This window comes from Mycobacteroides sp. H003, from assembly GCF_001440135.1.
GTDB classification, from domain to species: Bacteria; Actinomycetota; Actinomycetes; order Mycobacteriales; family Mycobacteriaceae; genus Mycobacterium; species Mycobacterium gwanakae.
The window spans coordinates 36,753-53,046 of the sequence record NZ_LJYL01000030.1 but is presented as its reverse complement, the minus strand read 5'-3'; the positions used below and the strand labels follow the sequence as shown (position 1 = coordinate 53,046).

Here is a 16,294-nt window from a genome sequence, read left to right as displayed (position 1 = left end):
TCGCACCTACATCCTGCTTCTCTGTCACCTTTTACAATACGGACCGTGGTCCGTTTGATTCCCAGCGGCTAGTATTGAGGCGTTATGCCTGGTCAAGAAATACCCCTGCTTTCTGTCGACCTTGCGCAGAATCCCACCCGGGAGCGTGCCGTCGCCACTCGCAACCGGGTCCGCCTGCTGGAAGCCGCACGTCAGATCCTGGACGAGGTCGGCCCGGAGAGCATGTCCATGGATGCCGTCGCCAACGCGGCGGGCGTCGGCAAGGGAACCCTCTTTCGCCGATTCGGCAGCCGCACCGGGCTGCTGCTGGCCCTGCTGGACCACGAAGAACACATCGAGCAGCAGGCTTTCATGTTCGGGCCACCGCCGCTGGGACCGGATGCGCCCCCACTGACCCGGCTCATCGCGTTCGGGCGCGCCCGACTCGCCTTCCTAGAACGGCACCTCGACCTCGCGCGCGCCACCACCGCCGACGCCGACGCCTGGCATAAAGCACCGCCGACCATGCTCGTCCGCACACATATCCGGTCACTGCTGGCCCAGCTCGAATGCACCGGCGACCTCGACGCACAGACCCATGCCCTGATGTCGATCATCGATCCCGGCTACGTGCACTTCGCCACCACCTCCAACGGCCAGTCATTAGCTCAGCTCGGCGACGCGTGGCAGGACCTGGTGTGCAAGGTGTGCGCACGCTGATCCGGCGTTCTACAGTCGGGCAATGAGCACCCTTCGCGAAGAGATCCGGTCCGCCCTCGACGTCTCCCCCACGATCGATCCGGCTGCCGAGGTGTCGCGACGGGTGGGATTCCTCAAGGACTATCTAAGGGCCAGCGGGACAGCGGGATTCGTGCTCGGCATCTCCGGTGGACAGGACAGCGCCCTGACCGGGCGGCTGTGCCAATTGGCGGCGCAGGAGTCACGACTGGAAGGGGTTCAGGCAGAGTTCATCGCCGTCCGCCTGCCCTACGGGGTGCAGGCCGACGAGCACGATGCCCAAGTGGCCCTGAGGTTTATCGACCCCGACCGCTCCATCGTCATCAACGTCAAGGACGCCTCTGACGCGGTTTCCAGTGCGGTCGCCGACGCCCTGGGCGAGACGCCCTCTGACTTCGTCCGCGGCAACATCAAGGCCCGCGAACGCATGGTCGCCCAGTACGCCGTCGCCGGTCAGCATCGGCACCTCGTGGTCGGTACCGACCACGCCGCCGAGGCGGTCACGGGATTCTTCACCAAGTTCGGCGATGGCGGCGTCGATGTCACCCCGCTCACCGGACTCACCAAACGCCAAGGTGCGCAGATTCTTTCCCACCTCGGCGCGCCGGAAAGCATCTCCCACAAGGTGCCCACCGCCGATCTGGAAGATGACCGGCCCGCACTGCCCGACGAGGTCGCGCTCGGCGTCACCTACGCGCAGATCGACGACTACCTGGAAGGCAAGGCGGTCACCGTCGAGGCCGCCGACCGCATCGAGCGCTGGTACCTGCAGACCCGGCACAAGCGCACCGTCCCGGTCACCCCGTTCGACCGCTGGTGGCGTTAGGAATCTGACGGCGGCTGATTCGATCCCGCCTTCTGCAGTCCGGGCCGCAGCGCGTTCGTGAAGGCGAGATTCACGAGCCGCATCGCAACGCTGTAGGGCCACCACAACGTGCGCTTGAACAGATACAGCGCCCGGATATCGATCCCGGTGTAGACGAGATAGCGGTTGCGGCGGACACCCTGCAGAATCCGTTCGGCCACCTTCTCCGGGGAGGTCGCATGCCCCACGAATCGGTTCACCCATTTACTGACGTAGGGGTTGTCACGGTCCACTCCCGCGATGTCGACGGTGCGCACCAACGGGGTGTTGACCGCCCCAGGGACAACCACCGTGACGCCGATCTTGTACCGAGCCAGATCGAAGCGCAGCACCTCCGAGACGCCCCGCAGTCCGTACTTGCTGGCGCTGTAGGCGGCATGCCATGGCAGGGCCACCAGCCCGGCCGCCGACGACACATTCACGATCTGGCCGCCGTTGCGGGCCTTGATCATCGCGGGGACGAAGCTTTCGATGACGTGGATGGGCCCCATCAGGTTGATATCGACCACCGAACGCCACTGCTGATGCGACAGCCGGTCCACCGATCCCCACACCGAAATGCCCGCGATGTTGAGTAGGACATCCATGCTCGGGTGGGTCGCCAGGATGTCGGCCGCGAAGGCGGACACCGCGTCGTAGTCGGAGATATCGAGCGCCCGGTAGGCGCTGACCTTCCCTCCGGCGGCCTTGATCTCCGCGACGACGGACTCCAACCCGTCCGCGGCGCGATCGGTCAAAAACAGCTCGGCGCCCTCGCGCCCCAGACGCAGCGCAGTGGCCCGTCCGATCCCGCTGGCGGCCCCGGTGACGAAGCATCGCTTACCGGTGAATTCGTATGCCATCACTGAACCGTACCGGCCATCGATCTTGAATTTCTGCGCGGTCCAATAGCAAACGGTACCTTCGGAATATGACGATTGATGACACGCAATCTCGCCATAGTTGGTTACCTTGGGCAACTACAATTGCAGTAGTGCTGATGGCCACGACGGCCTGCGCGGGAGGCTCGCACCCCCGGTCTGAAGCACCCCAGGAAGGCGGCTACCCCGCCACCGCGGCGCCCACCTACACACAACTCCCGGCGGCCCCGCTCCGCGACTCGATGCAACAGGCCCCGCAGCACGGACCGCCCATCGATGCCAAACGCGACATCGTCAAGACCGGGACCATGACCATCACCGTCTCCAGCCCGTCCGAGGCCGCCGACAAAGCGGCCGGCCTGGCCGAATCGGCCAACGGCCGGGTGGAGAGCCGTTCGGAAGACGCCGGATCAGGATCGGCTCGCGCGCACACCTCGATCGTCCTGCGTATCCCCGCCGCCAAGCTCGACGGCGTTCTTCGTGAACTCAAGGAGCTGGGCAAGGTCAAGTCCGCCGACACCAAGAGCGATGACGTGACCGCCCAGCGAGTGGACCTGGATGCCAGAATCGCCGCCCTGCAGACCTCCGTCGACAGGCTGCTGGTCATCATGCGGGACTCCAAGGACACCGAAGCTCTGATCCAGGCCGAGACCGAGTTGTCCAAGCGTCAGGCGGACCTCGACAGCCTGCGCGCGCAGCGCAATCAACTCGGGGAACAGGTCGCCTACAGCTCGGTCACCGTGACATTCCTGGCCGAAGAAGTCGGCCTCCCACCCACACCACCCAAGTACCAGGGATTCTTCGGACAGATCGAGCGCGGCTGGGACGGGCTCGTGTCGGCGGGCAACAGCGTGCTGCTGCTCTTCGGACTACTCCTGCCCTGGCTCGGTGCGCTTACCGTTCTGGGCGCGATCGGCTACGGCGTTCGCCGCGCGGTACTGCAGCGCCGATCAGAGACGGCGCAGTCAGCGCCCCAAAAGGCTGACACGCCATAGGGTCTCGATAACCCCGAGCGCCCGTGCTGGGTCCACGTTGCGGCCGACAAACGAACTGTCACCCGACACGGTCGACGCGGTCAGCGCTACCAGTGATCGCACCAACGCGGGCAGGTCATCCGAGATTGGCTGGGCACCACGCTCATTCACCTCGATCTCGGCGATCTTGATGATCTTCTCGATAACGACATCGGTGAGGTCGTCGAGCAGACCCGCGATCGTCGGATCGGTGATCCGTGCCTCCTGGCACGCCTTCATCAACGGGTCGTTGTGCGCGAAAGACGCGGCGGCACTGCCCACCATGCGGTTGGCGAACTGTTCGGGCGTCTCTTTCTCACCACGCGGCGCGAAGTAGTCGGTGAGCTCGTCAAGTTCGGCGAACGCGTCGCCCACCATCTGCGCCAGCACCGAGTACTTGCTGTCGAAGTAGAAATAGAACCCCGACCTGCCGACGCCCGCCCGCTCGCTGATGGCGCTGACCGAGAGGTCGGCAAAGCTGTGGTTTTCCGCGATGAGCTCGGCGACAGCCGTCATGATCGCGTCCCGCTGGCGATCGCCACGGGTCTGCGTGCCACTGCGCGCTGGACTGACCACCTGCACAGTTTGCACTGAAATACCGTATGAACAGAACTTGACACCCGTCAAGTCCTGTGGCGAAGATGATCTGGAGCACACCGATGTGCTCGTCGCGAGCGAAGGAGCCACGCCCCATGGCGACGATCAGCAGCACCGATTACCTCATCGACCAGGCCAAACGACGTCTTCCCACCATGAACACCCTTCCGGGGATGGCATACGTCGAGAATTACCTCAACAATCGCGACTGGCCACTGAGCGAGCTGGCTCCGCCGCCACCCGGAAGCGGTCTGAAGCCGGTGATGGGCGACCAGGGCTTGCCGATGCTCGGGCACATGATCGAGATGTTCCGCGGCGGCATCGACTGGGTACTCAACATGTACCAGGAGCGCGGCCCCGTCAGCTGGTCACAGACACCCATCGGCAAGATCGTCGCAGCGCTGGGTCCCGACGCCACCCAGGCGGTATTCAGCAACGCGAACAAAGACTTCTCCCAACAGGGCTGGGTTCCGGTCATCGGACCGTTCTTCAGCCGCGGACTGATGCTGCTGGACTTCCAGGAGCACCGCGAACACCGCCTGATCATGCAGCAGGCATTCCTGCGCAGCCGCCTGGCCGGCTACGTGGAACAGATCGACTCGGTCGCGAACGAGATCGTCGCCCAATGGCCAACCAACGACAGCAGATTCCTGTTCTACCCGGCCATCAAGGAACTCACCCTCGACGTCGCGTCGGTGGTGTTCATGGGCAATGAGCCGCATTCACAACACGAGCGGCTCGAGAAGGTCAACAAGGCGTTCGTGGCGACCACCCGCGCCGGCGGCGCGATCTTCCGCTTCGGTCTGCCCCCGTTCAAATGGTGGCAGGGCTTGCAGGGGCGCAAGCTGCTCGAGGAGTACTTTGCCGAGCGGGTCAGCATTGCGCGCCAAAAAGAGTCGGGCGCAGACATGTTGACGGCGCTGTGCCACGCCGAGACTGACGAGGGCGATGCCTTCACGGACACCGACATCGTCAACCACATGATCTTCCTGATGATGGCCGCGCACGACACCACGACGTCGACCACCACCACCATGGCTTATTACCTGGCCGCGAATCCCGAATGGCAAGAACGGGTTCGGGAAGAGTCGGACCGTCTCGGCGACGGACCGCTGGACATCGACTCGCTGGAGAAGCTGGAGAGCCTCGACCTGGTGATGAACGAGGCGCTGCGCCTTGTGACACCGCTGCCGTTCAACATCCGGTCGGCGGTGCGCGATACCGACCTACTCGGGTTCCACATCCCGGCCGGAACCATGATCAACATCTGGCCGGGCATGAACCACCGGCTCCCCGAGCTGTGGACCGATCCGGACACGTTCGACCCCGACCGTTTCGCCGAACCGCGCAACGAGCACAAACGGCACCGGTACGCGTTCTCACCGTTCGGCGGGGGTGCGCACAAGTGCATCGGCATGGTGTTCGGCCAGCTGGAGATCAAGGCCGTCATGCACCGGCTGTTGCGCCGGTACCGGTTTGAGCTGGCCCATCCCAACTACGAGGCCAAATGGGACTACGCCGGTATGCCGCTGCCAATCGACGGCATGCCCATCGTCCTGCGGCCCTTGCACTGACCCGAAGGGGCGTCAGCAGGCCAGACGATTGGCACATGCGGTGACCGCCCTGAGCGATGACGCGATGGCATCATGCGCGCGTCCCATCGCCCAGGCGGTGCTGGCGCCGTTGGTGCCGTGCACAAAGGTGAAGGTCTGATCGCCGTCCCGCAGCTGGTGGAAGCTGAGCGTCTCCATCTGTATCCCGCGTTCGGACAGCATGGCGGTCAGCGCGGCCATGGGCCCGCACGCGGCGGCCGTGGACGATTCGATGCGCTCACCGATGGCGAGCGTCGCTTGGTAGATGCCGTCATTCTCGGACCACTGGCCCAGCCGCAGCGAGCCCGCGTGGCGCTCATAGGTCTGGCAGAACGAGGTCCAGGACATCTCGCCTGCCTCTTCGCGCAGGCCGCGTGGCAGTGGGACGCCGAAGCGGTCTGTGAACGGGTCGGTCCGCGGGGGAATTGTTGTTGAGGAGTGCATGTGCCGGTCTTTCATCCGAAAGGGAAAGTGACCGACAGGTAGTAGCTTCGACCCACAGCGAGGGGTCGGTCTGAATCAGACCCCGCTGCGGGTTGCTACTACGAGTTGACGCTGCACGAGAAGTAACACTAGACGTGGCGTCTGATTAGCGCAAATACTTTCCCAGGACCAGCATCGACCGTTCGTGATCGGGGTCCGGTGCATCATCGACAAGAGCGTGCAGGCGCTCGGTGATGGTGTCTCCGTCCAAATGCGTACCGATGAGCACGAGATTGGCTCCCGATGCCAGCCCCGCCCGCTTGGGTGCCTTATCGATGCTGATGTGATCCCCCACGGTGTGCACGGCGAGCGTGCTGTCACCGAGCCGCACCAACCCTTTGATGCGGTACACACCGGCGGGCTGACTGTCGAGAAACTCGATGAGCCGCCGCGGATGCAAAGACTGCTCGGTGGCGAACTCCACCGTTTCGTAGTGATGGTGGGCGTGCTCGTCATGGCTGTGGTCCTCGCGAATGAGGTCCTCCAGCGAGAGCTGACCGATCGGTGCCGGGCGCTCCTTCTTGTCGAACAGCAGCCGGGGGTCGACATCGGCTCCGGTGGTCTCGACGATCGACGCGCGCGGGTTGCGTTCCTTGACGACGGCGCGTAGGTGAGTGCGGTCGCCGGCATCGGCCAGGTCAATCTTGTTGAGGACCACAAGATCTGCCAATGACAGGTGCTGCGCGATCTCCGGGTGCCGCACCGCGACATCTTCGTACTGGGCGGTGTCGATGACTGTGACGAGTCCCCCGTACCCGATCCGGTTATCGTCGGCGGCCGCGGCGAGCACCATGCGCACCAAAGGCAACGGCTCGGCCAGGCCGCTCGCCTCGATCACGATGGCATCGATGTCGCGACCGGCGAGCACGGTCAGCATGCCGCCCAATTCGTCGTCGTCGGCGGTGCAGCACAGACACCCGTTGGACATCGTCATGGTCGAGTCAACCTGACCGGCGACCAGCATGGCGTCGATGTTGATGGCGCCGAAGTCGTTGACCACCACACCTATTCGCACACCCAACGTATTGCGCAACAGGTTGTTCAGCAGCGTCGTCTTACCGGCGCCCAGGAAACCCGAGACAATGGTGACCGGGATCAAGCGATGTTCTCGACAATTCTCCGCACGGTGCCAGTCTAGGTTTTGTCGACAGCGGCGCGAATATCGGCCGCCTGGATGTCCACCGTCTGCGGGCCGTTGCCCGTGACGAGGCCGATCTCGTTGCCCGAGAGCAGGATCAGCGAGGTAGGAATGGGCGCGGTGGTCACCGTGAAACCGGCCTCGCGCAGCCCCTCGTCCACGAAGTACTCCAGACGTGTCGGGCCGGGTGGGATGTGTACGTACCCCTGGTCGAGCATGCCGGTCTCACCCTCTCTGCCCACCGTCGTGATCTCGGCCGAGGCGAAGACGTTGTCTTCGACGGTGTAGACGGCGCCGTCGGCGTTCACCCGCAGGTTCGTAGAGGTCAGGGCAATCGGCGCGTGACAGATCAACGAGATGTACACGCCGTTCTCCCGGGCGGTGTGCAATACCTCGCCGAGCCACGCGTTCTTGTGGAAATCGACCATCGGAGCGTGCCCGCCCGGGGCATGGATGAAATCGAAGTCGGCGAGGCTGAAGGGCTCCGATGGGTCTCGGTGCCTGCCGATCAGCTCGGAGAGCGACAGATACGGCCGCGGCGCCAAAGCATCCACCCGGCGCACCACCTCCGGGCGGAACGCGCGCACCTCCGCGTCCGTTGAGGGCAGCGGTTCGGTGATCGGGAGCCAGCCCAGATGGCGCTCCAGCAGCTGCAATTCACGCTCGCGGCGCTCGACAAGATCGGCATGCTCGCGGCGGTATGCGTCGATATCGAAATCGGGAGCCGAGAACGCCGCGACCGAGCTCGCATAGACCTCGGTCATCCGGTCGGTCGCGTGCCACGGTAGCGAGAAGCCGTTGATGTCGATCTGGGGCGGTGCACCGTCCGGGGTGGCCAGCGTGAACTCGTAGTCACCCTCGAATTCGGCCAGCACCTGCGCCAGCTCCACGTGGAAGAACCCGATCGGGATCTGCGGCGTCGACAGCGGTGAGCTGAGCGGCAGCGCACGCGCGGACGACAAGATGATCAGGGCACGGCGCTTGGCCGTCGTATCAGTCATTGAGGACAGAATTCCTAGTTGATGGTGGAGATGATGCCGCCGTTGACAAAGATGGTCTGTGCGGTTGTCCACCCCGATTCGGGAAGAACCAGCAACCGGGCCACGGGCAGGATGTCGTCACCGCGCCCGATCTTGCCGTTGATGCTCATCGACTGCAGCCAGGCGATGTTGTCATCAGACTCGGCCGGGTAGAAGAAGCTCGTCTGCAGCGGGCCCGGTGCGATGCAGTTGACGGTGATCCCGCGCCCGCCAACCTCTTTGGCCAGTGCCTTGGTGAAATGCTCAACGGGCGCCTTGGATCCGGCGTAAGCACTGTACGTGGGCGCCAGCGCACCGACCATCGTGGTGACGAAGCTCAGGATCCGGCCGTCGTCGGCCATGCGGCGCGCCGCCTCCCGCATCATGAAGAACACCGTCTTGGCGTTGGTGTTGAAGACCCCGTCGTATTCCTCTTCGGTGATATCCGCCAAGGGTTTCCGCACAATCATTCCCGCGGTGTTGATCAGGATGTCCCACCGGCCGAATGCCTCGAAGGCAGCGTCGGCGAGCTTCGTACAGTTCTCCGGGACCGTAAGGTCGGCCTGGAAGCTGACCGCCTCGCCGCCATCCTCCTGAATCTGCCGGACCACCTCGGCCGCCGGTTCCTTCTTGTTATCGCTGCGGTAGTGCACAACGATGTGGGCCCCATCGTGAGCCAACGTCCGGGCCAGCGCCGCGCCCATGTTCGCCGATGCGCCGGTGATGACGGCCACCTTCCCCGCCAACGGCCGCTCGTGCGGGCGATACGGTTGGACTGGATCAATTGTCCCTGGGATCTCGACCATGTCCACTCCTCATAGAAGTCAGCCAGCTACGTCCGGCACGCCCGAGCGTAATGAGATTCCAGGGCTCACGGCCAACAAAAGATTGTTGACAGCTAACAAGCACACCTTGTGAGACGAGCCGCGACCGGGAATGACCGAACGATCGGCGGGGTTGCCGATCGTGGACTACGAGAGGAAGAGCATGCCACAGAAGATCATCATCGCCGGTGGTCACGGACAGATCGCCGCACATCTGGTCCGTCTGCTCGCGGCGCGCGGCGATACTGCCGTCGCATTGATCCGCAATCCCGACCATGCCGCCGATGTGGAGTCATGGGGTGGACGGCCGCTGGTTCTCGACCTGGAGTCGGCCGCGGTGGGATCGGTCGCGGTGGCCCTCGCGGGGGCGGACGCCGCCGTGTTCGCGGCGGGAGCGGGACCGGGCAGCGGCCCGGCGCGCAAGGACACCGTGGACAGGGCCGCCGCCGTCCTGCTCGCCGAAGCCGCCGAGTACGCACAGGTACGGCGTTTCGTTCAGATCAGCGCGTTCGGCGCCGGTGAGCCCGCACCCACCGAAGGAGACGAATCGTGGATCGCCTACGTGATCGCGAAGACGGCCGCCGAAGAGGACCTCCGGGCACGCGATGGCCTGGACTGGACCATCCTGCGCCCGGGCCTACTCACCGATGAGGAGCCAACCGGCTCAGTCACCCTGTCCGCCAGCAAGATTGGACGCGGATCTGTCACCCGTGCCGATGTCGCGGCAGTAGTCGCCGAACTGCTTCCCGCGCCGAACACAACGCACGACATCCTCTTCCTCACCGAGGGCAACACCCCCATCGCCACTGCGGTGCATGCGCTCTAGAGCAGAGCGAACAGGCGATCGAGCGCGCGCAGCTGCTCGTCGAAGGGCGTGTCGAGCTTCACCAGCAGAGTCGAGATGCCCGCGGCACGATAGCGTTCCAGCCGCTCACGGATCATCTGGTCGGTGCCCACGAGATTGGTGAGACGACCCAGATCGTCGGGGACGGCGTCGCGGGCTGCATCGCGATCGCCCGTGCGCCACAGTGCTTCGACCGCGCGAACTCCCTCTCCGTATCCGAGCCGGGTGAATGCCTCGTTGTAGAAGTTTCGGCCGGAGGCCCCCATGGCGCCGATGGTGAACGCATATCCGGCGGCCTGACGCCTGACCGCTGCGGCAGCATCGGTTGCGGTATCAGCGAATTCAAGAGCGACCGGCGCCACCAGATCGATATCGCCCAGCTGCCGCCCGGCCGACACCGCCGCGTCACGGATGGGGCCGAGAAACACCTCGGCGAGTTCCGGGATGAAGGAGTTACCGAGCCAGCCGTCGGCAAGTTCACCGGTGAGCGCCAGGTTGGCCGGACCCATGGCCGCGACATACACGGGCACATTTTGCGGTGCTACCAAGGGCCGCAAGGGTTTTCCGGCGCTGCCGGGCAGCGGCAGCGTGTACACCTGTCCCTCGTACTGGAGCCGCTCCCCGCGCGCCACCATCCGGACGATGTCGATGGTCTCCCGGGTGGTCTGGACCGGCTTGATGAAGCGCACGCCATGCCATCCCTCCATCACCTGTGGCCCGGACGTCCCAACCCCCAGCATGAAGCGCCCGCCGGAGAGCTGCTGGATGCTTAGTGCCGACGTCGCCAGCATTGCCGGTGATCGCGACCCCAGCTGAACGACGAAGGTTCCGAGCCCGATGGTCTCGGTGCGGGCCGCCAGGTAGGCAAGCCCCGTCAGGGCGTCATATCCCCACACCTCGGGCACCCACAGCGAGGCGACGCCCAGCTGCTCTGCGCGCCGCGCAAAGTCGGCAGCACCCGGCAACCGCGGCTCGATCGTCACACCAATACGCATCCGGTCCTCCATCGCATAAGTAGGATCAGCCTATGCGATACCGCGACTGCCCCACTATCGAAGTGTCCCAACGGATGTCGGGCACAGTTGCCGAGGCTTGGGCCCTGGTCACCGATATTGCCTTCCCCACTTACTGCACCGGTGAACTCATCAACGTCCACTGGCTCGACGGCGCCGACAAGGTCGCGGTCGGTGCGCGGTTCAAGGGCACCAATGGCGGAGATGGCAGCCAATGGGAAACCATTTCGGTGATCACCGAAGTCGAGCCCGAGTCCCGCTGGGTGTGGAACGTGCTCTCCGAGGGGGGCACGTATGCGGCGAGTTGGGGTTTCGAGGTCGAGCCGGCAAGCGACGGAATCATCGTCCGGCAGTGGGGACGCCTCGGCCCAGGCCCTTCGGGACTGACGCCCGCCATCGAGGCGATGCCCGACAAGGAGGCACGCATCGTGTCACGCCGCTTGCAGGACTGGAGAGTGGGAATGGAGGCCAACCTCCAGGAGATCGCCGAACGCTTGTCGCGTTAGCCCGTCATATCGTCGGGCTCTGCCCAGCCGATCAGCTCGTCACGGGCGCGGGCCACACGAGAGCGGATGGTGCCGATCGCGCAACCGCACACGTCGGCGGTTTCGGCATAGGACAGACCGACCACCTGAGTCAGCACCAATGCCTCGCGTCGGTCATCGTCGAGCGCGGCCAGAAGTGCCTTGAGCTCGACCAGCTCCTCGAACCGGTGGGTCGGACGGCGCAGCGAGGCCTCTTCCAGATCGGCTCCATGCGCAATTCGCGGCCGTGACTTCAGGTGGCGAATATGGTCGGCGACCACCCGGCGTGCGATCGATAGCAGCCAGGTGCGCACCGTCGAGCGTCCGGCGAAGCGCGGGAGTGCGCCGAGTGCCCTCAGGTAGGTCTCCTGAGTGAGATCGTCCGCGACACCGGTATCGGCCAGGTAAGCGACGAATCGCCACACGTCGGCCTGGGTCGCTTTGACCAGAGATTCGAGGGCAGATTGGTCGCCACGACCGGCGGACAGCGCAAGTTCAAGCAGCTGATCGTCGTCGGTGCCGGTGGCCACGACTCCTACTCTATGTCGTAGACGTTCCGAGGTGAACAGCGGGAACTCTTTAACCGGTTCATCCGACCAATATCCCGTGACATATACCGAGGATCGGCCCGAGGCCCGCGAGTCCCAGCCCGACACCGTGTGGGGACGATTAGCACCGATCGTACTGCGTCTGCACTTCTATGCGGGGCTCCTCGTTGGGCCATTCCTTCTGGTCGCAGCGCTCACTGGGCTCGCCTATGCGCTGGTGGGGCAGGTCGACGCCGCCGTGTACCGCCATGAACTGAAAGTCGATTCGGTGGGATCCCAGCAGCTGCCACTCTCACAACAGGTGGCGGCGGCCACCGCGGCACAACCGGCAGGGACGGTGACATCCATCCGCCCACCCGCACGCCCCGATGACTCCACGCGGATCGTCTTCGCCACCGAGGACGTGCCTGCCGACTACTCACGCACCGTGTTCGTCGACCCGTACAACGGCCAGATCCGGGGAACGTTGACCACCTACGGCGAGTGGCTGCCGGTGCGTGCCTGGTTCGACGAACTTCACCGGAACCTGCATCTGGGCGCGTTCGGGCGCAACTACAGCGAACTCGCCGCCAGCTGGTTGTGGGTGGTGGCTCTTGGCGGCCTGTTCCTGTGGATCGGCTACCGCCGCCGCACCGCACGGCTGAGCAGGATCGCACTCCCCGACCGCGATGCCACCCCACGCCGACGCAGATTGACTTGGCACGGCGCCGTGGGAGTCTGGATAATCGTTGGGCTGCTGGCACTTTCGGTAACAGGGCTCACCTGGTCGCGGTATGCCGGCACCAATATCGGCAACATCACCCAGGCCATCCGGCCGGCGCTGTCCACCGAACTCGATCCGGCGGCCGCCAAGCCCATGACCGGGCATGAACATCATGGCGCCGCCCCGATGCCGACAGGAGAGCCGCTGGCGGGCATCGACAAGGTGCTGCAGACGGTGCACGAGGCCGGGCTGCGCGGCCCGCTGTGGATGACACCACCGCCGGAGCCCAATACGGCCTGGCTGGTGGCCGAGCGCAAGCGAGATCTCCCCACGCAGCTGGACACCATCACGGTGAACCCATCGAACGGACAGATCACCGGGCGCAGTAACTTCTCTGACTGGTCACTGCTGCAGAAATCGACCGAATGGGCGATCGACGGCCATATGGGCATCCTGTTCGGCATCCCGAATCAGATCCTCGTGGCGCTCATCGTCATTGGGCTGATCACCGTCATAACCCGCGGCTACCTGATGTGGTGGCGCCGACGCCCGACCAGGAGCGGGCGCCTGCCGGTGCCGCCGAAGCGGGGAGGCCTGCTCGCGCTCAAGCCCCTGGAGCTGGTGGCCCTTGCCCTACTGGTCATCGCGATCGGTTGGTTCACACCGCTGCTGGGAATCTCGCTGGCGGCATTCCTCGCCATCGACCTCGTGTGGGGATTTGTGGCCGGCCGTCGCGCCGGAGCCTCAGGCGGCTGAGTTGTCGGCGGAGCGCAGATGCCGCTCCCCGGCTGCCACTTCATCCAGGAACACCGCACGATGCTGGTTGGGCGGTGTACGCCCCGCGCGGTAGTCGCGCAGGACCAGCAGCGCGAAGATCAATCCGAGTAGCACCGGCGAGTGACTGATGATGCGGGCCAGGGTGACCTGGTCGTTGACGGCGTCATTAATGACGTATCCGGTGAGTACTAGCGCGAACGCTCCCAGCACCGTTGCCATTCCGGCCGCGGCGGCCGGACGAACACCGGCGATCACCATGGCCACACCGAGCGCCACCACCCAGGCGGTGGATTCGTTCATGAGGTGTGCTCCGGTCATCGCACCGTGGTGATGCGAAGACACCATCCCGAAGTCGATTCCGGCGACCTGCATACCGGCCACTCCCAGTTGGAGCAGCCCGATGAGCACCAAAGCGCACCGGTTGATGTTGTGACGGGCCCAGTGCGCGTAACGGGCCGTTCGGGTCAGGGGTTCGACAGCAGCGGCAGCCAGGATCTGCCCGGTCAGGTCGTGGGTCGGAGCCGAACGCGCGTAGGCGAACTGACGTTCCAGCCCGCGCGCCAGCCCTAGCCATTCCCGGCAGGACGCGCAGGAGAGCACATGCTCATCCAGACGCTTGCGCGCAACGCTTGCCTGCTCACCGTCGACCCACGCCGACAGCTGCTCGCGCACTTCCTGACAGTTCACCCCTCCATCGTCGCCTATCGCGTGACGTTGGGTGTAAAGACCCCCTGATCTGCCGGTGTCTAAAACGCCGCGAGCAGCTGATTCGAATCGGCAACCGCGCCGAACACTCCGCCCTGCATGGTCACCATCTTGAGCGCGGCCACGTGATTTCCGGGATCGGTCGCGCCCGTGCAGTCCGACAGGATGAGGCATTCGAAACCGCGATCGTTGGCTTCACGCATGGTGGTGTGCACGCAGACGTCTGTCGTGATGCCCGTCAGCACGATGTATCGAATGCCGCGGGTGCGTAACACCAAATCGAGGTCGGTCGCATAGAACGCCCCCTTGCCGGGTTTATCGATGACGGGCTCGCCCGGTAGCGGGGCGACCTCCGGCACGATCTGCCACCCCGGCTCCCCCTGCACCAGGATTCGTCCGCAGGGTCCCGCCACACCGATCTCCGCGCCGATCCTGGCCGAGCGCCACCGCTTGTTGGCCGGAAGATCGGACAGGTCCGGCCGATGGCCCTCACGGGTATGGATAACGGTCATGCCGGCCGCGCGCGCCGCCGCGAGTACACGGGCCGTCGGTGCCAGCCCCGCCCGCGTCAGCGACAGGTCATACCCCATGGTGTCGACATATCCGCCGGGGCCGCAGAAGTCGACCTGCCAGTCGATGCACAGCACCGCGGTGTGTTCGGGGTCCACGGGACCGTCGAACGGCCACGAATACGGTTGCGCATCGACCTGTCGCGTCATACCGCCACTCCCTGCTGAACGGTGCGTCGCGCCGTGATGTAGACCAGCGCAGCGGTGCCGATTCCCACGAGAGCATCCGAAAGCTGTGGCGCCCACAGGTGCGCGGCCAACGCCGACACCGCACCCGCCCCCCATGCCCCGAAGGATTCCCACCGAACGGCCGATTCGCGCACACCCATTCCGTACCTCGGCAGCACCAACTGATCGAGGATCAGCACCGTCCCGATGGGCGGGACCACAACACCCAACAGGGTCAACCACTGCTCGAAATGCGACCACACCCCAAGCACCGCCAACAACACCCCCACTGCGCCCAGCAGCACCGCAAGCAATCGCATCTTGTGGCCTGTGAGCTGGCTCCAGCCGACCGCGCCGTTGTACAGGCAATGCGTGCACACCGATCCCAGGTTGACGAAGACGAATGCGATGGATACCGGCACCAGCCAGCCACCCGCATCGATCAGCGCACCGAGGAAGTTCCCACCGTCTGTCGCGGGGGCACGGGCAGCACCCAGGGCCACGATCATGCCGCCGATCACCATCGCGATGCTGTTACCCAGCGGGAAGGCCGCGAACGACGCCCAAAAGCCTTGTCGCCCATCGCGTGACCATCGCGTGAAGTCCGCGGTCATGGTCCCCGAATCGATGAAGCAGGCGACCACCAACGTCACCGCGGCTCCCATGCTCATCGCGGCCGAGCCCGCTGCCCCGCCGTATCCAAAGGCATCCGACAGCGTCGAATTCCGCAGGGCCAGAACAATTGCCACCCCACCAAGCAGCAGATACAACGGAGCGGCGACGAGACCGATCAGCGATAGCGCCCGGATGCCGACCAGCGTCACCGCCACATAGCCGATACCCGCGGCAAGAGCAGTCCACCGCGCGTCCCATCCGGCGCTGCCTGCCAACACCGAGCCGGTGAGACCCGTCTGAAACGCAAACCAGCCGATCACCACGGTCGCCAGGAACGCGCAGACCACGCGGTATCCGCGTCGCCCGAACGTCCCGATCGCGGTGAGCGCGAAGTTCTTTCCGGTCTTGCCGGCCAGGTAGCTCAAGGCGCCCACGTAGCCGGTCAGCACCGCATTCCCCAATGCGATCGCCAACATGCCGCGCCAGAATCCCACCGAGTAGACGATGAGACCGCCGAACACCGCACAGGTCAGGATCATCGGGAATCCGAGCCACACCGCGCCGACCGAGGTCAGACTTCGGCGCGAATGGGGCGGAACCGGCTCGTTCTCATATTCGGCGGACCCGGATTCGCGCGCATCTACGGGAATTGCGCCGGCATCTGTTGAGGCAGCGACTTCTGTGGACATCGACGCACAGGATCGTGGCGCGATGTTGCGT

General features: G+C 64.9%; 18 protein-coding genes. 7 read left to right on the top strand and 11 right to left on the bottom strand.

Annotated features, from left to right (window positions below):
• Positions 1 to 84: 84 nt before the first annotated feature.
• Together AOT87_RS19380 and nadE are read left to right on the top strand one after the other, a co-directional pair.
• On the top strand, positions 85 to 699 hold the full coding sequence (locus AOT87_RS19380; protein ID WP_057967724.1) for a TetR/AcrR family transcriptional regulator: 615 nt from the start codon (positions 85 to 87) through the stop codon (positions 697 to 699).
• 22 nt (positions 700 to 721) lie between these two features.
• Entirely contained in the window at positions 722 to 1,543 is an 822-nt protein-coding gene (gene nadE, locus AOT87_RS19375; RefSeq protein ID WP_057967723.1) for an ammonia-dependent NAD(+) synthetase, read from the top strand.
• On the opposite strand, the gene AOT87_RS19370 is transcribed toward nadE, so the two are convergent.
• Positions 1,540 to 2,424, bottom strand: a complete 885-nt coding sequence (locus AOT87_RS19370) for an SDR family oxidoreductase (RefSeq protein WP_057967722.1) — start codon at positions 2,422 to 2,424, stop codon at positions 1,540 to 1,542. The two genes, nadE and AOT87_RS19370, sit on opposite strands and share 4 nt — an antisense overlap.
• 137 nt (positions 2,425 to 2,561) lie before the next feature.
• Here AOT87_RS19370 and AOT87_RS19365 point away from each other — a divergent pair, with 137 nt between their 5' ends.
• The gene (locus AOT87_RS19365; protein ID WP_057964273.1) at positions 2,562 to 3,437 is read left to right on the top strand and encodes a DUF4349 domain-containing protein; all 876 of its coding nucleotides are present in this window, start codon (positions 2,562 to 2,564) and stop codon (positions 3,435 to 3,437) included.
• On the opposite strand, the gene AOT87_RS19360 is transcribed toward AOT87_RS19365, so the two are convergent.
• On the bottom strand, positions 3,408 to 4,031 hold the full coding sequence (locus AOT87_RS19360; RefSeq protein WP_030097069.1) for a TetR/AcrR family transcriptional regulator: 624 nt from the start codon (positions 4,029 to 4,031) through the stop codon (positions 3,408 to 3,410). The two genes, AOT87_RS19365 and AOT87_RS19360, sit on opposite strands and share 30 nt — an antisense overlap.
• Positions 4,032 to 4,147: 116 nt before the next feature.
• Between AOT87_RS19360 and AOT87_RS19355 the strand changes: the two genes are divergently transcribed.
• Positions 4,148 to 5,626, top strand: coding sequence for a cytochrome P450 (locus AOT87_RS19355; RefSeq protein ID WP_030097068.1), 1,479 nt, complete (start codon positions 4,148 to 4,150; stop codon positions 5,624 to 5,626).
• A 12-nt stretch (positions 5,627 to 5,638) separates the two neighbouring features.
• Here AOT87_RS19355 and AOT87_RS19350 read toward each other — a convergent pair whose 3' ends face one another.
• From AOT87_RS19350 to AOT87_RS19335, 4 genes are all read right to left on the bottom strand, one after another.
• Positions 5,639 to 6,088: a hypothetical protein gene (locus tag AOT87_RS19350; RefSeq protein WP_057967734.1), complete on the bottom strand. Its 450-nt coding sequence runs from the start codon at positions 6,086 to 6,088 to the stop codon at positions 5,639 to 5,641.
• A 145-nt stretch (positions 6,089 to 6,233) separates the two neighbouring features.
• Positions 6,234 to 7,226 carry a GTP-binding protein gene (locus AOT87_RS19345; RefSeq protein ID WP_057967721.1) on the bottom strand — a complete coding sequence of 331 codons (993 nt, stop codon included), beginning with the start codon at positions 7,224 to 7,226 and terminating at the stop codon, positions 6,234 to 6,236.
• A 35-nt stretch (positions 7,227 to 7,261) separates the two neighbouring features.
• A complete protein-coding gene (locus AOT87_RS19340) occupies positions 7,262 to 8,266 on the bottom strand; it encodes a hypothetical protein (RefSeq protein ID WP_234795767.1) in 1,005 nt (334 codons plus the stop codon).
• Between the two features lie 14 nt (positions 8,267 to 8,280).
• Positions 8,281 to 9,090, bottom strand: coding sequence for an SDR family oxidoreductase (locus AOT87_RS19335; protein ID WP_057967732.1), 810 nt, complete (start codon positions 9,088 to 9,090; stop codon positions 8,281 to 8,283).
• Between the two features lie 181 nt (positions 9,091 to 9,271).
• On the opposite strand from AOT87_RS19335, the gene AOT87_RS19330 reads away from it, so the two are divergent.
• Complete coding sequence (locus AOT87_RS19330; protein ID WP_057967731.1) at positions 9,272 to 9,934, top strand: NAD(P)H-binding protein; 663 nt, start codon at positions 9,272 to 9,274, stop codon at positions 9,932 to 9,934.
• Here the strand turns inward: AOT87_RS19330 and AOT87_RS19325 are convergent.
• Entirely contained in the window at positions 9,931 to 10,947 is a 1,017-nt protein-coding gene (locus AOT87_RS19325) for an LLM class flavin-dependent oxidoreductase (protein WP_057967730.1), read from the bottom strand. The two genes, AOT87_RS19330 and AOT87_RS19325, sit on opposite strands and share 4 nt — an antisense overlap.
• Positions 10,948 to 10,979: 32 nt before the next feature.
• Here AOT87_RS19325 and AOT87_RS19320 point away from each other — a divergent pair, with 32 nt between their 5' ends.
• On the top strand, positions 10,980 to 11,471 hold the full coding sequence (locus AOT87_RS19320) for an SRPBCC family protein (protein WP_057967720.1): 492 nt from the start codon (positions 10,980 to 10,982) through the stop codon (positions 11,469 to 11,471).
• Here AOT87_RS19320 and sigC read toward each other — a convergent pair.
• Entirely contained in the window at positions 11,468 to 12,019 is a 552-nt protein-coding gene (gene sigC / locus AOT87_RS19315) for an RNA polymerase sigma factor SigC (RefSeq protein WP_030097060.1), read from the bottom strand. The two genes, AOT87_RS19320 and sigC, sit on opposite strands and share 4 nt — an antisense overlap.
• 76 nt (positions 12,020 to 12,095) lie before the next feature.
• Between sigC and AOT87_RS19310 the strand changes: the two genes are divergently transcribed.
• On the top strand, positions 12,096 to 13,496 hold the full coding sequence (locus AOT87_RS19310) for a PepSY-associated TM helix domain-containing protein (RefSeq protein WP_057967719.1): 1,401 nt from the start codon (positions 12,096 to 12,098) through the stop codon (positions 13,494 to 13,496).
• On the opposite strand, the gene AOT87_RS19305 is transcribed toward AOT87_RS19310, so the two are convergent.
• The 3 genes from AOT87_RS19305 to AOT87_RS19295 are packed head-to-tail and all read right to left on the bottom strand — an operon-like array spanning position 13,485 to position 16,263.
• Positions 13,485 to 14,204, bottom strand: coding sequence for a DUF2275 domain-containing protein (locus AOT87_RS19305; RefSeq protein ID WP_030097058.1), 720 nt, complete (start codon positions 14,202 to 14,204; stop codon positions 13,485 to 13,487). The genes AOT87_RS19310 and AOT87_RS19305 overlap by 12 nt on opposite strands.
• A gap of 59 nt (positions 14,205 to 14,263) precedes the next feature.
• The gene (locus tag AOT87_RS19300; protein ID WP_057967718.1) at positions 14,264 to 14,941 is read right to left on the bottom strand and encodes an isochorismatase family cysteine hydrolase; all 678 of its coding nucleotides are present in this window, start codon (positions 14,939 to 14,941) and stop codon (positions 14,264 to 14,266) included.
• Positions 14,938 to 16,263 carry a cytosine permease gene (locus tag AOT87_RS19295; protein WP_057967717.1) on the bottom strand — a complete coding sequence of 442 codons (1,326 nt, stop codon included), beginning with the start codon at positions 16,261 to 16,263 and terminating at the stop codon, positions 14,938 to 14,940. The genes AOT87_RS19300 and AOT87_RS19295 overlap by 4 nt, the downstream gene beginning before the upstream one ends.
• Between the last annotated feature and the right edge of the window lie 31 nt (positions 16,264 to 16,294).

Excerpts from the sequence above, each read along its gene's own strand:
- AOT87_RS19295 (WP_057967717.1), bottom strand. The coding sequence starts at position 16,263 with ATGTCCACAGAAGTCGCTGCCTCAACAGATGCCGGCGCAATTCCCGTA.
- AOT87_RS19380 (WP_057967724.1), top strand. The coding sequence starts at position 85 with ATGCCTGGTCAAGAAATACCCCTGCTTTCTGTCGACCTTGCGCAGAAT.
- AOT87_RS19335 (WP_057967732.1), bottom strand. The coding sequence starts at position 9,090 with ATGGTCGAGATCCCAGGGACAATTGATCCAGTCCAACCGTATCGCCCG.
- AOT87_RS19320 (WP_057967720.1), top strand. The coding sequence starts at position 10,980 with ATGCGATACCGCGACTGCCCCACTATCGAAGTGTCCCAACGGATGTCG.
- AOT87_RS19350 (WP_057967734.1), bottom strand. The coding sequence starts at position 6,088 with ATGCACTCCTCAACAACAATTCCCCCGCGGACCGACCCGTTCACAGAC.
- AOT87_RS19330 (WP_057967731.1), top strand. The coding sequence starts at position 9,272 with ATGCCACAGAAGATCATCATCGCCGGTGGTCACGGACAGATCGCCGCA.
- AOT87_RS19370 (WP_057967722.1), bottom strand. The coding sequence starts at position 2,424 with ATGGCATACGAATTCACCGGTAAGCGATGCTTCGTCACCGGGGCCGCC.
- nadE (WP_057967723.1), top strand. The coding sequence starts at position 722 with ATGAGCACCCTTCGCGAAGAGATCCGGTCCGCCCTCGACGTCTCCCCC.
- AOT87_RS19365 (WP_057964273.1), top strand. The coding sequence starts at position 2,562 with ATGGCCACGACGGCCTGCGCGGGAGGCTCGCACCCCCGGTCTGAAGCA.
- AOT87_RS19340 (WP_234795767.1), bottom strand. The coding sequence starts at position 8,266 with ATGACTGATACGACGGCCAAGCGCCGTGCCCTGATCATCTTGTCGTCC.
- AOT87_RS19325 (WP_057967730.1), bottom strand. The coding sequence starts at position 10,947 with ATGCGTATTGGTGTGACGATCGAGCCGCGGTTGCCGGGTGCTGCCGAC.
- AOT87_RS19300 (WP_057967718.1), bottom strand. The coding sequence starts at position 14,941 with ATGACGCGACAGGTCGATGCGCAACCGTATTCGTGGCCGTTCGACGGT.
- AOT87_RS19355 (WP_030097068.1), top strand. The coding sequence starts at position 4,148 with ATGGCGACGATCAGCAGCACCGATTACCTCATCGACCAGGCCAAACGA.